The sequence below is a fragment of the Pelobacter seleniigenes DSM 18267 genome, assembly GCF_000711225.1.
Lineage (GTDB): Bacteria > Desulfobacterota > Desulfuromonadia > Desulfuromonadales > Geopsychrobacteraceae > Seleniibacterium > Seleniibacterium seleniigenes.
In genome coordinates, this window is the sequence record NZ_JOMG01000005.1 from 439014 (window position 1) to 452342 (window position 13329).

The window sequence follows — 13329 nt, forward strand, 5'->3', positions numbered from 1 at the left end:
GTGGAGTTTTCCCATGGATCGTTCAGATCGTTCCCGGCCGGAACCTGTCGAAGTTGTCTGCCCGAAGTGCCGTTACACGGAGATCATCTATCTCCCCAAAGACGATCTCCCCCAATGCCCTGACTGTCATATCCAGATGATGATTTCGGAACTTTTGGATGAAGGAAAATCATACTGAACCCAATCCGCCGATCTGGTTCGGCTCAGCATTCCTTTTTATTGAACAAGGAGGATTATCGATGAAATCTGTCAAACTTATCGTTACGTTGTTGTTGGCTCTTTTCGTCATCCTGCCGGGCGTTGCCAGCGCCGACACTCTGGATGACATTCTCGACCGCGGCGCCCTGCGGGTCGGCCTCGAACCCGGCTACATGCCCTTTGAAATGACCAACCAGCGCGGCGAAATTATCGGCTTTGACGTCGATATGGCCAAACGGATGGCCAAAGCGATGAATGTCAAACTCGAACTGGTCAGTACGGCATGGGATGGCATCATTCCGGGCCTGATCACCAAAAAATACGACATCATCATGAGTGGGATGACCCTGACTCAGGAAAGAAACCTCAAAGTTAACTTCGCCAGCCCCTATATTGTTGTCGGACAGACCATCCTGATCAAAAAAGAGTATCAGGACCAAGTGAAATCCTATAAAGATTTGAACGATCCCAAATACAAAGTTGCTTCCAAACTCGGCACCACCGGTGAGCAGGCTGTAAAACGGATGATCCCGAAAGCAACCTATGTCTCCTTCGATACCGAGCAGGAAGGGGTTATGGACCTGATTAACGGCAAGGTCGACGCCTTTGTTTACGACCTCCCCTTCATGGCCATCGCCAATGCCCAGAAAAACAATGGCAAACTGGTTTTCCTGGACAAGCCTTTCACCTATGAGCCGCTGGCATGGGCCATTAACCGCGGCAACTCCGACCTGCTCAACTGGCTCAACAATTTCATGAATCAGATCAAGAGCGACGGAACCTACGACAAAATTTACGAAAAATGGTTCCTCAGCAACGACTGGTTGAAACAAGTTCAAAACTGATCGGCTCAAACCGGCGGGGACAAGACCGAACAAACGGCTTGCCCCCGCTTCCATTTCGTACTGTTTGAGTCCTGTTTCCATACCCGCCTGCTGATGGCCGGACAGGCACTGCTCACCAGCAGCGGATCTTTAAACCGATACATTGTTTATTTATTATCAGGAAACCTGACAGGTGAAAAAACAACAAAACAATTGGCTATGGAGAGTTCTGACCCTCCTGATTATTTTCAGTCTCGGGGCCGGTCTCTGGGCGGCGACCAAAAAAATCGACTATACCTGGCGCTGGAATCGGGTCCCGCAATACTTCCTCTATCATCAGGAAATGATCAAAACGGTTCCTTTTGATGGGCGGGTCGAAAAAATTGCCGACGCCGGCGATAAATCGACGGTGACCGTGCGCAGTGAAAACGATGAGGTTCAGACCTTTACCGTTGCCACAAAAAGCCTCAAGGTCAGTCCGAACGAAGATCTTTTTGCAGGGGATTCCATCGGCTCCACTTTCAAATGGCGGCCCGGTCCTTTAATCATCGGGCTCTGGGTCACTCTCTATATGTCTGCTGCAGCCAGTATTTTCGGCTTGATTATCGGGTTGGTGACCGGGCTGTGCCGTATTTCCAAAAACATTACCCTCAAACAACTGGCCATCATCTATATCGAAATAATCCGCGGCACCCCGCTGCTGGTGCAGATTTTCATTTTCTATTTTTTCCTGGGGACTGTTCTTGACCTCAGCCGGATAGTGGCCGGCATCGGGGCCTTGGCGGTTTTTGCCGGAGCCTATGTTGCCGAGATCATCCGTGCCGGGATTCAGTCAATTCCCAAGGGGCAGATGGAGGCAGCGCGTTCGCTGGGTATGACCAATGCCCAGGCCATGATCTACATTATTCTGCCCCAGGCTTTCAAACGCACCCTTCCCCCTCTTGCCGGTCAGTTTATCAGCCTGATTAAAGATTCATCGCTGGTATCGGTTGTGGGCATTACCGAACTGACCAAGAGCGGTCGCGAAGTCATCACTTCAACCTTTGCGACTTTCGAGATCTGGTTTGTGGTTGCACTTCTTTACTTATTTTTGACCTTGACCCTGTCGCAGGTGATTGCATGGGTTGAACGGAGGCTGGCAGTCAGTGATTAAGACAGTTGATTTAAAAAAGATTTTCATCGGACGGGGCCAGACCGTCAACGCGGTGGACGGAGTGACCGCCCATATCAAATCCGGCGAGGTTGTGGTTATTATCGGACCTTCCGGCTCCGGGAAATCGACCTACCTGCGTTGCCTCAACGGGCTGGAGACCCTTTCATCCGGGCACATCCATGTTGACGGCGTGGATCTGGCCGACCGCCGGACCGACCTGAACAAGGTTCGCCGGGAAGTCGGCATGGTTTTTCAGCAGTTCAATCTGTTTCCGCATAAAACCGTCCTGGAAAACCTGGTTCTCGCGCAAACCGTTGTGCGTAAGCGCAGTCGCGCCGAAGCCGAAAAAAAAGGGCGTGAGCTGCTGCAAAAGGTCGGGATTGCCGAAAAAGAAAGCGAGTATCCGATTCGCCTCTCCGGTGGCCAGCAACAGCGGGTTGCGATCGCCAGAGCCCTGGCCATGGATCCCAAGGTGATGCTGTTTGACGAACCGACCAGCGCCCTCGACCCGGAAATGGTCGGCGAAGTGCTGGAGGTCATGAAGCAGCTTGCCCGTGAAGGGATGACCATGGTTGTGGTGACTCATGAAATGGGTTTCGCCCGGGAAGTTGCCGATCGGGTCCTGTTTATGGATCATGGCAAACTGGTGGAAGAAGGAACCCCTGAACACTTCTTCACCAATCCGCAGGAAGAACGCGCCAAGCTGTTCCTCAAACAGGTTCTTTAACCCCCTTTTGTATCTGCTCAGAAGGATGGCGCTATTTTAAGCAACTTTGCAGTAAACTCGGGACTGTCCCCAGGGTCATCGGGGGCGGTCCCAAGAGTTTGCGAGCCATGAAACTGTAGCGGTTAGCACCGCAAAGACCTGGGACAGCCCCCGTACGGGGACAGTCCCGGTTTTGCTGCCATCGCCCCTCCAACGAGCGCCATTCAGGGCACAGAGCGTTTTTGTTTTCATCCGCAAATGTGTCTTGTTTTTTGCTTCTGAAACTCGCTATCTTTCCAGCTTATGAAAAATCCATGCAAACAACAGGATATTCTTAGGACCGGCGCCGTGGCCGCCTGGCCGATCTGTCTGGGCTATTTTCCCATCGGCCTGGCTCTGGGTGTACTGGCCCAGCAGGCCGGACTGAATTGGTGGGCCGTGGCTATGATGTCCGTCATTGTCTTTGCCGGCAGCGCCCAGTTCATCTGCGTCGCCATGCTGGCGGCAGGCTCCTCGCCATGGGCCATCGTCCTGACCACCTTTGTCGTTAATTTCCGGCACACCCTGATGAGCTCTGCCCTGGCGGTCTATCTGGCGGGAGTCAATCGCAAATTTCTGACGCTGTTTTCCTACGGCATTACCGATGAAAGCTTTGCCGTCAATATGACCCGCTTCAAGGAGGGCAACTGGTCCCGCTACCAGGCCCTGGTGGTGAATCATCTCGCCAATTTTGCCTGGCTGATTGCAACAGTGGCTGGCACGCTGGTCGGCCAGTTCATTCCCCAGGGTGCTTTGGGTATCGATTACGCTCTGACCGGCATGTTTATCTGCCTGCTGGTCTTCCAACTGCAAGGTCGAATCTACATCCTCACCGGCTTATTAAGCAGCGCAATTTCTGTTACTTGGTACTTGCTGATTCCCGGAGATTCCTATATTGTCGGCGCTGCGATCAGTGCAGCAACCCTCGGCTATTTTCTGAAACGCCGCTATCGGAGGAGCAAATGACCTTCTCCGAGTATTTTTTCCTGTTTGCCGGCATGGGCATGGTGACCTATTTACCCCGGGCTCTTCCGCTTCTTTACCTCGCCCACAAGCAATTACCACAATGGCTGGTCGACTGGTTAAGCCTGATCCCGGTTGCGGTATTGAGCGCCCTGCTGGCTCCATCCCTGTTTGCGGATCATGCCAGCCGCACTTTTGAACTGGGTAAACCAGAGCTGCTGGTCGCGGTCCCTACTTTCTTGTTTGCCCTGAAAACCCGCAGCCTGGGGGGAACGGTGCTGATCGGAATGTTGCTGTACTGGTTAGCAGGATTGTTACTTTGAAACTTACTTTATCTTATTCACAAATGGAGCATGAATGAAATTAACGGGAAAACAGATCCGTTTCCTCAGAGGCCTGGGTCATCATCTTAATCCGGTGGTCATGGTCGGCAAAGAAGAGGTCAATCCTGCGGTGACTTCAGCCGTTGAGGAAGCTTTGCAGAGCCATGAGCTGATAAAAATCAAACTGCAGGAAGGTTGCCTTGGTGATCGCAAGGAGGTCGCCGCAGAATTGGCGACTGCTACGGCTGCAGAAGTCGTCCAGATCCTGGGCCGGACTATTTTGCTTTTCCGGCCTTCGGATGAAGTGAAAATCGCTCTGCCGAAGAGCTGAGAAGGCGCGCTTCCATTGCCGAGACACCCACCTTAACTACTTGAAAAAAATGAGGAATTTTTTCACAAAAAATTTCCTCATTTTTTTTATTGACAGCTTTTTTTCATAAGCGTATACGCTTGCTCATTAGCATTCAATTTCGGGCATGCGTAACGACCACAGCATAAAAAGTAACCCCTTTTTATAGCCAGCCGCCAGGCTCCCGAAGGCATGAATGCGGTTCCATTGGAACGATTTTCAATCAAGGCTTAGTAAAAAACCCCGCCCAAAGGACGGGGCTTTAAAGGCGCCCCCTGAGGGGGCGTTGCCGGCAGCCCCCAAAGAGGGCAGCCGGAGCGTCGTTCCCTTGTCCTGTTGGGTTAAAATTTAAGTTGTTGCTGTTCTATCTTCTTTTCGTGCGCCTCTTGATACCGCACGTAGCGTCTGATCATCTCAGTATCCAAACCGACGGTATCAACGCAGTAGCCGGGCGCCCAGAAATGATTCCCCCAGTAGCGATTCTTTCGCAATTTGGGATGGTTCTTTAAAATTCGTATCGCTGATCGTCCTTTCAGGCGCCCCATCAACTCTGAAATGGCTACCTTCGGCGGCACCATGATGATCAGATGGACGTGGTCTTTCTGGATATTCAGCTCGACGATCTCACAGTGACTTTGCCCACTGAAGATCCGTATACATGCTCGTACTTCCTGAGCCAGTTCGCCTTCCAATATTCGGAAGCGATATTTCGGGACCCAGACAATGTGGTACTGACAGTGCCAGATGGCATGTGTTAATTTTCGAAAACGGCTCATGGCTTTCCTTTCTGTTCAGTTAGTTGCGGGAACAACTTCTGAATATGGACTGCCATGAGCCCTTCTGGCAAAGCCGAAGGACTCTGACCCCGCCCAAAGGACGGGGGTTTCTACTTCACACTAAAAGGGGTTATAACAATGCACATCGCGTTTGCATTCAATATGCGTGAGGTCGGCCCGACCGAAGACGAACCTCCCTCGTGTTCCGACACAGATCTTCCCGATGACCTTTATGCCGAGTGGGACGACAGTGAAACCATCAATGCTGTCGCCGCAGCCTTGGCAACCGAGCACCAGGTATCCCTGGTCCAGGCTGATCTTGATGCCTTTGAAAAGTTTCGCCACCTGAAACCCGACCTGGTTTTCAACATGGCGGAAGGTCTTCATGGCATCAGTCGCGAAGCCCAGATTCCCGCGCTGCTGGAAATGCTGAACATTCCCTACACCGGGAGCGATCCGACCACCCTCGGCATCTGTCTCGATAAAGGCAGGACCAAAGAGATCCTGTCCTGGAATCGGATTCCGACACCTGGCTTCTGGATCGTTTCTTCGCTGGCTGAACTGCCGGAGCAACTCACTTACCCGCTGATCGTCAAACCCTGCCTGGAAGGTTCCAGCAAAGGGGTGACCGACAAGGCCCTGGTTTACGACCGGCAGCAGCTGGCCGCACAGGTGGAGTGGGTCAATACCACCTATCAGCAAAGCGCTCTGGTCGAGGAATTCCTTCCCGGCCGCGAGTTTACCGTAGCCATGATCGGCAACGGTCAGGATATTCAGATCCTGCCGATTGTCGAAATTGATTTCACCTCTCTGCCCGGCGGTGTCAACCCGATCTATTCCTATGAAGCCAAATGGATTTGGGATACCGAAGCAAAACCGCTGGAGATTTTCACCTGCCCCGCAAAGCTTGAACCCTTGCTGCAAGCCCAGATCGAAGATATCTGCCGGCGCGCCTTCCAGGCATTGAAATGCCGTGACTGGTGCCGGATAGATGTTCGACTGGATGCTCATGGGCATCCCTCTGTTATCGAATTGAACCCGCTTCCCGGCATTCTGCCGCGACCCGAACAGAATAGCTGTTTTCCCAAAGCCGCCCGCGCCGCCGGGCTGTCTTATGAACAGCTGATTCTAAAAGTCGTCGACACTGCCGCAGCACGTTTATTCAATCAGGACAGAGGAACCGATGAGAATTGCTGTCTGTTATAACCAAGTTGCTGAGCAACCCTTATCCGGGATAGCTGAAGACCTGCTTTCCGAAGCCGGTGCCGCAGAAGAAGCTGACGCCGTTGCTGACGCTCTGCGCCTGCTCGGACATGAACCGATCCTGGTCCCCCTTCATCTGGAACTGGGTTCGTTCATTGCCGCTCTGCAGAGGTTGCAGCCGGATCTGGTGTTTAATCTCTGCGAAGGTTTTCGTGGCGACAGCCGCTATGAAATGCATGTGGCCGCCGTCTTTGAAATGCTTGGACTCACCTATACCGGATCATCCCCTTTTGTGCTCGGGCTGACCCGGGACAAGGGGTTGACCAAAGACCTGCTGCGCCGCCACGGCCTGCCGACACCGGACTATCACCTGGTCGCTCCGGGGGCGCCCTTACCCGGACTCGTGTTCGATCGCCCGTTTATTGTCAAACCCTGTAGTGAAGACGCCTCGCTAAGCATCAGCCGCGCCAGTGTTGTTAACGACAACGCCGGTCTGCAGCGGCAGGTCGCCTACATTCATCACCACTATCGGCAAGCGGCCCTGGTGGAAGAGTTTATCGACGGCCGTGAATTCAATGTCGCCCTGCTCGGAGATCGCTCCGTGCGGCTGCTGCCCATTGCCGAGATCTGCTTTTCTGAACAACTTGACTGCCGACTGGTCAGCTATGCCGGCAAATGGCATGAGGAGTCAATCGACTACAGCGGTTCGATACCGGTCTGCCCCGCCCTGATTACCGATATCGAACAGCAGAAGCTTGCCGACATTGCCCTGAAAGCCTGGCAGCTGCTTGGCGCACGTGATTACGCGCGTATCGACATCCGTTGGCGCGATAACATTCCTTATATTCTTGAGCTGAATGCCAATCCCGATATCTCGCCTGCGGCCGGCCTGGCTCGGGCAGCCCGCTGTGGCGGACTGGAATATCCGGAGTTGGTGGAAAGCATTGTCGAAAATGCACTCCTCAGGAAGGAATCAATCCATGCGTGAACTGGTCCCGACAGATATTGAACCCCTGCAGCGGATTCTGACAAGTTGCGGCGTATTTTCAGTGGCCGAGATCGACTGCGCCCTGGAACTGCTGGATACCGTTCTGAACAACCCGCAACAGGAAGATTACGAAGTCCTGATCAGCGAGGCCGACGGTCAGGTCACCGGCTACGCCATGTTCGGTCCGGTACCGCTCACCAGTGGCAGCTACGATCTGTACTGGATTGCAACCGCGCCACACCTGCACGGTCAGGGCATCGGCCGCACTTTGCTGACTGAAGTCGAAGATCGGCTGCAAGCCCGCGGAGCCCGGATGCTTTGCCTGGAGACGTCCTCGCAGGACTCTTATGTGAAAACCAGGGCATTCTATCTGCGGGCCGGCTACCAGGAAGAAGCCCGCATCAAAGATTTTTACCGGCCTCAAGATGACCGGATAACCTACGTCAAACGTTTTACATCGTGTTGAGGAGAACAATGGAAACCTGGCAAAGACACCTGCAGGCGAGTATTACCAATCCAGAGAAACTGCCCCGCTCTTTCGGGGTTGACTGGCGCCCTCTGAAAGAGGTTGCCGAGCGTTATCCGATGCGTATTACCCCCTATTACCTGAGTCTGATCAAGTCCGCCGGTGATCCGATCTGGAAACAGGCCGTGCCTGATCAGCAAGAGCTGAACGACCATGTTTGCATGGCTGATCCGCTGGAAGAAGAGAATCAAAGCCCGGTGCCGAATATCATCCACCGTTATCCGGATCGGGTCCTGTTCCTGGTTTCGTCCGAATGTGCCATGTACTGCCGCTTTTGTACCCGTAAACGTAAAGTCGGCGGAGAACAGATGCGCATTACTGCAGAAACCATTGCGGCCGGCATCGACTACATTAGTCGCAACCCGCAAATCCGCGACGTCATTGTCTCCGGGGGCGATCCGCTGCTGCTCAGCGACGACAAACTCGATTCGATCCTCAGCCGGCTCAGAGCGATCCCGCATGTGGAAATGATCCGCATCGGCAGTCGGGTTCCGGTCGTACTGCCCATGCGGATCACCTCGGGACTGATTCGGGTGCTGCGCAAGTATCATCCGCTGTACCTGAACACTCATTTCAATCACCCGGATGAGATCACCGCACAATCGGCAAAAGCCTGCGAACGTCTGGCCAACGCAGGCATCCCGCTGGGCAACCAGACGGTGATGCTGCGCGGGATCAATGATGATCCGCAAGTGATGAAACGGTTGATGCAGAAACTGCTAGCAATCCGGGTGCGCCCTTATTACATCTATCAGGCCGACATGGTCCAGGGCACCGATCACTTCCGGACCACGGTCGAAGAAGGGCTTGACGTGATTCGCGCCCTGCGCGGCCACACTTCGGGAATGGCGGTTCCGGCGTATGTTATCGATGCCCCTGGTGGTGGCGGTAAGATCCCCCTGTTACCCGACTATCTGCAGTCCCTGGGCGAAGATGTCGTCCTGAAAAATTACCAGGGGCAGACCTTTCACTATCGCAATGCCGAGCCGGCTGAAGTGGAAAGCGAATTGTCTCTCATTGTGAACAATAAAAGCTGAATCGCTGGCTGACCAATGGTGATGACAGGCCTTCACGGTCACGTTGACTGTGAAGGCCTTGCATTTTTCTACAGAAAGAGGAATCATAAAGGATCTCTTTGAATTCTCTCCGATAGTTGTGAAAAATGTTTCAATTCGACATCAGCAATGACCCTCCGACAGCTGTGGAGTTAAAGCAAATCCACGCTGACCTGAAGCATAAACGCCACCAGCAGATCAAATTATCCTGTCTCTCCGATCTGGCCCATACCGCTGTTTTTCTGGCCCTGTATTTTTTTGATCTGCTCAGCGGGTTTGGCACTCTGACCGCAATCGTCCTGGGAACTTTATGCGCGCTCCTGCTGGCCACGACCATGCCGGATGAACTCGGCCCGGCGCAACGCAGCACCGTTGCCCTGGTTGCCCTCGGCAACTCCATCGCAGTCGGAAGCATTCTGTTCTGGATGATGAGGCAGCCCTTAAGTGGCAGCATTGCAGCTGCGGTGACCTGCGCATCCATCGTTTTTCTTGGCGCGACTCTGGGCCGCCGCATTAAGCAGGTGATGCTCGCCCTTGAAAACCTCAAACCGCTGACCGATGACGACCAGGCTCAACATGAACTCATCGGTTTATGCCGCAGCTTTCCCCAGCTGGCCCAATACCGTGAACAGGCCGGCCGCTTGCTGCGGCCCAATCTGACCTATGGGGAATTGGCCGCAATGCGGCAGTGGGTCCGGGATAACGGTCGTTGATCCCCAACCCGGCCAGCCAAAGACAAGACCAACAGGCCCTTTTTTATTCCCACCGGTTGAGCCGGAACAGCGCTTAAGGTTAAATTGATTTTAGCGAGGTCCGGAAAAGCTCCTTTTTCGACTTTGCTGGAAAAGATCCGGATGGGCTTTTCCAACAATTTATTAAGGCGGCCTATGCGATCTGCGCTGTTTCTTTTTGTTTTTTTGGCGACTTTTACTTCCTCACCCGACTCGTTTGCTGCCATCGATTACCACCTTGAGATCAAAATCCTGCCTGCCGAGCAACGCCTTGAAGGAAAGGTTGTCCTCCAATTCAAGGCTGAACACCCTGCTCCGTTGACCATGCAGTTGTCTCAACACTGTCGAATTTCTTCGGTCAACCAGGCCGGGCAGCCCATTCCATGGACGTTTGCTGACGGTCTGCTGAAGGTGGCCCCGACCTCGGCAGCAGACCTTGAAATAACCTATCAAGGCCGCTTTACCGACCCGGTTCCGACAGCTCCGGGGCATAATGAAGATCCCGGCTACGGGGTCTCTGCAGTGATTTCTCCGCGCGGCAGCTACCTTTCCGGTGCAGTCGCCTGGCATCCTCTGCTCTCCTCTCCACCCGCCCGTTATCTGGTCGATATCCGCCTGCCAGCCCCTGGGGAAGCCATCCTGGCCGGACAACGTTTGACCCGGGACAGCGCCGCCGGCTGGAACCGCTCAAGCTGGTCCATTGATTACCCGCTGGCTGCGTTGACCCTGGCCGCTGGAGACTATCAGGTTTTCGAAGACCACAGCGGAGCCATTCCGATTTATGCTTATTTCTATCCCGAATCAGCAGAACTGGCGCAAACCTATCTGCAGCAGAGTCGTGAATATCTCAACCTTTATCAGCAACTTTTCGGGCCTTACCCGTTTCACAAGTTTGCGGTAGTGGAGAATTTTTTCCCGACCGGCTACGGCTTGTCGTCCTGGACCCTCCTCGGCAGCAGCGTGATCAAGCTACCGTTTATCGTCAAAACCAGCCTGGGACATGAAATCGCTCACTCCTGGTGGGGAAACGGGATCAGGGTTGATTATGCTCAGGGGAATTGGGCTGAAGGTTTGACCACCTATGTCGCCGATTATCTCTATCAGGAACAGCAATCAGCTGCGGCAGCCCGGCAATACCGGATGAATATCCTCAGTGACTATGCCAGCCTGGTCACCCCGGCCAACCGTATTCCGGTGGCAGAGTTCAGCTCACGGAACAGCAAAGCGAGTCAGGCGGTCGGCTATGGCAAGGCGATGATGATCTTCCACATGTTGCGCCTAAAAGTCGGCGATCAGTTGTTCTGGCAAGGCTTAAAGGAGATTGCCGCGACCAGGATGTTCACGGCCATCGGCTGGGACGACTTCAGGGATTATTATTCACGACGTTCCGGAGAGGATTTGCGGCCATTCTTCCAGCAATGGCTGAACCGCGCTCAGGGGCCACAACTGGCACTGGCCAAGGTTCGGGCAGCAGCGACGGAAAGCGGCTGGGTCGTCAGTGGCGAGCTGCGTCAGCAAGCCCCCTATTACCGCCTGGACGTCCCGCTTCAGGTTGCAACGGCAGATGGTGCGAAGACCTCGATTTTAACCCTCAGAGGTGCGCAGCAGAGCTTTGCCCTGCAGGTCAGAGAAAAACCCGCCTCGCTGAGAGTGGATCCGGATATGGATCTGTTTCGAGTTTTGACACCGACAGAGATTCCGGCCACGGTTAACAGTATCCGCGGCAGTGAACACCTGCTGGTTTTGCGGGGTGATACCGCCCTGCCTTCAGTAACGGCCCGGCAAACTTTGCTGGCCGGGCTGCGCAAGCCGCAACATCCTCTTACGGCAACTGCAGACGCTGATCAGCAAAGCCTGGTCGACCATGACCTGCTCATTTTCGGCAGCAGTACCAAACTGGAACCCCCAACAGCATCTGAGTTCCAGGGCAGTGCCCCGCAGAAGATCGCGGTAACAGACAACGAGGTACTCTTTATCGTCACCCGTAACCCATTTAACCAAGCTCATTACGCCGCCTGGTTTCTGGCTGATTCTGCTGCGGACAGTGCTGTGGCCCGTAAAATTCCCCATTATGGGAAATACAGCTACCTGCACTTTGCCGGAGCGACCAACACCGACAAACAGATCATCAGCCCGGCCGACAGCCCGCTGCAGGTGACCTTTCCGAAATAATCGCCAGGACCGGCGCTCAGCAGGTCAGATCCCGGTAGGACAGGTCGACGATTTCCAGTTCGTTCTCGCCCTGCGGGGCTTTCACCACCACCACATCGCCCAGCCGATGACCGAGAACGGCGCGAGCCAGGGGGGAAACCCAGCTGATATGCCCTCTTTCAAGATCAATTTCATCGACCCCGACAATACTGAAGGTCTTTTCTTCCCCCTCCTCGTTTTCAACCGTGACTGTACAGCCGAACAGCACCCGGTCGCCGGCCCGTTGTCCCTGCGCAACGGGATCGACAATCTCCGCTGTCTCCAGCCGCTGCTGCAGAAACCTGATCCGTCCATCGATCTGGCGCAGACGGCGTTTTCCGTAATGATAATCGGCGTTTTCCGAGCGGTCGCCGTTGGATGCGGCCCAGGCCACGGTTTCAACCATCTGGGGGCGATCCTTGTAAAGCAGATCTTTCAATTCGGCGCGGAAGCGGTCCGCGCAGGCCGGGGTCATGTAGATTTTCTTATCACTCATATCCGAAATATTCGCTATTTGATGTTTTGAACAAAAGATGCCAGAATCGTGCGGTATCTTTTCAGAAAGAAACGCATCCGGCAACCTTGAAATAACATTTCATCATAACAATCAAACCGTCGTCCCGTCCCGGCTTGCTGATTCTGAATTTTTCATGGAGCAAACATGTGCCCTTATAAATTAATCATTTTCGATTGCGATGGAGTGCTGGTGGACAGCGAACCCCTGGCCGCCGCGGTTATCAGCGAAATGGCCGCAGAACTGGGACTGAACATTCCGCAGGAAGAGGCAGAGCAGCGTTTTAACGGACGTAAGGTAGGTGAATGGATCAAGGAGCTGGAAGCCGCAGCAGGCAGACCGCTGGCAGACAGTTTCATCCCGGAATTCCGCCACCGTTCCGCGCTCAAGTTTGCTACTGAATTGGAAGCCGTGCCCGGGGTAAAACCTTTGCTTGAACAGCTGCCGATCCCCTTTTGCCTGGCATCGAGCGGCCCCCTCAGCAAAATCAATCAGACCCTGACCAAGACCGAACTGCTTCCCTATTTTGCCGGGCGTATTTTCAGCGGTTACGAAGTCGGAGCCTGGAAGCCGGACCCGGCGTTGTTCCTGCACGCGGCCGCGGCCTGCAACACCCCGGCCCAGGACTGTGCGGTGGTTGAAGACAGCCGGGTCGGGGTAGAAGCCGGCCTGGCCGCCGGGATGACGGTTTTCCATTACCAGCCCCGCGATCAGGTGCAACTGCCCGCCCATGAACGGCTGATCAAATTCACCTCCATGCAGGCATTACCCACCCTGCTGAATCTTTAAGC

At 54.2% G+C, this 13329-nt stretch carries 16 protein-coding genes; 14 read left to right on the forward strand and 2 right to left on the reverse strand.

The window, feature by feature from the left end; genetic code table 11:
- Positions 1-13 precede the first annotated feature (13 nt).
- The 7 genes from N909_RS25960 (at position 14) to yhbY (ending at position 4537) form a co-directional block, all read left to right on the forward strand.
- Entirely contained in the window at positions 14-178 is a 165-nt protein-coding gene (locus N909_RS25960) for a hypothetical protein (protein WP_169739568.1), read from the forward strand.
- A 61-nt stretch (positions 179-239) separates the two neighbouring features.
- Positions 240-1043, forward strand: coding sequence for a transporter substrate-binding domain-containing protein (locus N909_RS0123260; RefSeq protein WP_029918495.1), 804 nt, complete (start codon positions 240-242; stop codon positions 1041-1043).
- A 172-nt stretch (positions 1044-1215) separates the two neighbouring features.
- Positions 1216-2175: an amino acid ABC transporter permease gene (locus tag N909_RS0123265; protein WP_029918496.1), complete on the forward strand. Its 960-nt coding sequence runs from the start codon at positions 1216-1218 to the stop codon at positions 2173-2175.
- Complete coding sequence (locus N909_RS0123270; RefSeq protein ID WP_029918497.1) at positions 2168-2902, forward strand: ATP-binding cassette domain-containing protein; 735 nt, start codon at positions 2168-2170, stop codon at positions 2900-2902. The genes N909_RS0123265 and N909_RS0123270 overlap by 8 nt, the downstream gene beginning before the upstream one ends.
- Before the next feature lie 327 nt (positions 2903-3229).
- A complete protein-coding gene (locus N909_RS0123275; protein WP_245613662.1) occupies positions 3230-3886 on the forward strand; it encodes an AzlC family ABC transporter permease in 657 nt (218 codons plus the stop codon).
- A complete protein-coding gene (locus N909_RS0123280; RefSeq protein ID WP_029918499.1) occupies positions 3883-4206 on the forward strand; it encodes an AzlD domain-containing protein in 324 nt (107 codons plus the stop codon). The genes N909_RS0123275 and N909_RS0123280 overlap by 4 nt, the downstream gene beginning before the upstream one ends.
- Positions 4207-4240: 34 nt before the next feature.
- Positions 4241-4537, forward strand: coding sequence for a ribosome assembly RNA-binding protein YhbY (gene yhbY, locus N909_RS0123285; protein WP_029918500.1), 297 nt, complete (start codon positions 4241-4243; stop codon positions 4535-4537).
- Positions 4538-4896: 359 nt separating this feature from the next.
- Here the strand turns inward: yhbY and tnpA are convergent, their stop codons facing one another.
- Positions 4897-5331: an IS200/IS605 family transposase gene (tnpA, locus tag N909_RS0123290; protein ID WP_029918456.1), complete on the reverse strand. Its 435-nt coding sequence runs from the start codon at positions 5329-5331 to the stop codon at positions 4897-4899.
- A 138-nt stretch (positions 5332-5469) separates the two neighbouring features.
- On the opposite strand from tnpA, the gene N909_RS0123295 reads away from it, so the two are divergent.
- From N909_RS0123295 to N909_RS0123320, 6 genes are all read left to right on the forward strand, one after another.
- Entirely contained in the window at positions 5470-6537 is a 1068-nt protein-coding gene (locus N909_RS0123295) for a D-alanine--D-alanine ligase family protein (protein ID WP_029918501.1), read from the forward strand.
- Entirely contained in the window at positions 6515-7522 is a 1008-nt protein-coding gene (locus N909_RS24180) for a D-alanine--D-alanine ligase family protein (RefSeq protein WP_051690081.1), read from the forward strand. Before N909_RS0123295 ends, N909_RS24180 begins: the two co-directional genes overlap by 23 nt.
- Positions 7515-7988 carry a GNAT family N-acetyltransferase gene (locus N909_RS0123305; RefSeq protein WP_029918503.1) on the forward strand — a complete coding sequence of 158 codons (474 nt, stop codon included), beginning with the start codon at positions 7515-7517 and terminating at the stop codon, positions 7986-7988. The genes N909_RS24180 and N909_RS0123305 overlap by 8 nt, the downstream gene beginning before the upstream one ends.
- An 8-nt stretch (positions 7989-7996) precedes the next feature.
- Complete coding sequence (locus N909_RS0123310; protein WP_029918504.1) at positions 7997-9085, forward strand: KamA family radical SAM protein; 1089 nt, start codon at positions 7997-7999, stop codon at positions 9083-9085.
- Positions 9086-9249: 164 nt separating this feature from the next.
- Positions 9250-9816, forward strand: a complete 567-nt coding sequence (locus tag N909_RS0123315; RefSeq protein WP_155006065.1) for a hypothetical protein — start codon at positions 9250-9252, stop codon at positions 9814-9816.
- Positions 9817-9990: 174 nt separating this feature from the next.
- Entirely contained in the window at positions 9991-12006 is a 2016-nt protein-coding gene (locus N909_RS0123320) for a M1 family metallopeptidase (RefSeq protein ID WP_051690082.1), read from the forward strand.
- 16 nt (positions 12007-12022) lie between these two features.
- On the opposite strand, the gene greB is transcribed toward N909_RS0123320, so the two are convergent.
- A complete protein-coding gene (gene greB / locus N909_RS0123325) occupies positions 12023-12520 on the reverse strand; it encodes a transcription elongation factor GreB (RefSeq protein ID WP_029918507.1) in 498 nt (165 codons plus the stop codon).
- Between the two features lie 165 nt (positions 12521-12685).
- On the opposite strand from greB, the gene N909_RS0123335 reads away from it, so the two are divergent.
- The gene (locus N909_RS0123335) at positions 12686-13327 is read left to right on the forward strand and encodes an HAD-IA family hydrolase (RefSeq protein WP_036684549.1); all 642 of its coding nucleotides are present in this window, start codon (positions 12686-12688) and stop codon (positions 13325-13327) included.
- The last annotated feature ends 2 nt before the right edge of the window (positions 13328-13329 follow it).

What these genes read in the sequence shown, in the direction of transcription:
- greB (WP_029918507.1), bottom strand. Translation starts at nt 12,520, where the DNA reads ATGAGTGATAAGAAAATCTACATGACCCCGGCCTGCGCGGACCGCTTC.
- tnpA (WP_029918456.1), bottom strand. Translation starts at nt 5,331, where the DNA reads ATGAGCCGTTTTCGAAAATTAACACATGCCATCTGGCACTGTCAGTAC.
- N909_RS25960 (WP_169739568.1), top strand. Translation starts at nt 14, where the DNA reads ATGGATCGTTCAGATCGTTCCCGGCCGGAACCTGTCGAAGTTGTCTGC.
- yhbY (WP_029918500.1), top strand. Translation starts at nt 4,241, where the DNA reads ATGAAATTAACGGGAAAACAGATCCGTTTCCTCAGAGGCCTGGGTCAT.
- N909_RS0123280 (WP_029918499.1), top strand. Translation starts at nt 3,883, where the DNA reads ATGACCTTCTCCGAGTATTTTTTCCTGTTTGCCGGCATGGGCATGGTG.
- N909_RS0123320 (WP_051690082.1), top strand. Translation starts at nt 9,991, where the DNA reads ATGCGATCTGCGCTGTTTCTTTTTGTTTTTTTGGCGACTTTTACTTCC.
- N909_RS0123295 (WP_029918501.1), top strand. Translation starts at nt 5,470, where the DNA reads ATGCACATCGCGTTTGCATTCAATATGCGTGAGGTCGGCCCGACCGAA.
- N909_RS0123310 (WP_029918504.1), top strand. Translation starts at nt 7,997, where the DNA reads ATGGAAACCTGGCAAAGACACCTGCAGGCGAGTATTACCAATCCAGAG.
- N909_RS0123335 (WP_036684549.1), top strand. Translation starts at nt 12,686, where the DNA reads ATGTGCCCTTATAAATTAATCATTTTCGATTGCGATGGAGTGCTGGTG.
- N909_RS0123305 (WP_029918503.1), top strand. Translation starts at nt 7,515, where the DNA reads ATGCGTGAACTGGTCCCGACAGATATTGAACCCCTGCAGCGGATTCTG.
- N909_RS24180 (WP_051690081.1), top strand. Translation starts at nt 6,515, where the DNA reads ATGAGAATTGCTGTCTGTTATAACCAAGTTGCTGAGCAACCCTTATCC.
- N909_RS0123260 (WP_029918495.1), top strand. Translation starts at nt 240, where the DNA reads ATGAAATCTGTCAAACTTATCGTTACGTTGTTGTTGGCTCTTTTCGTC.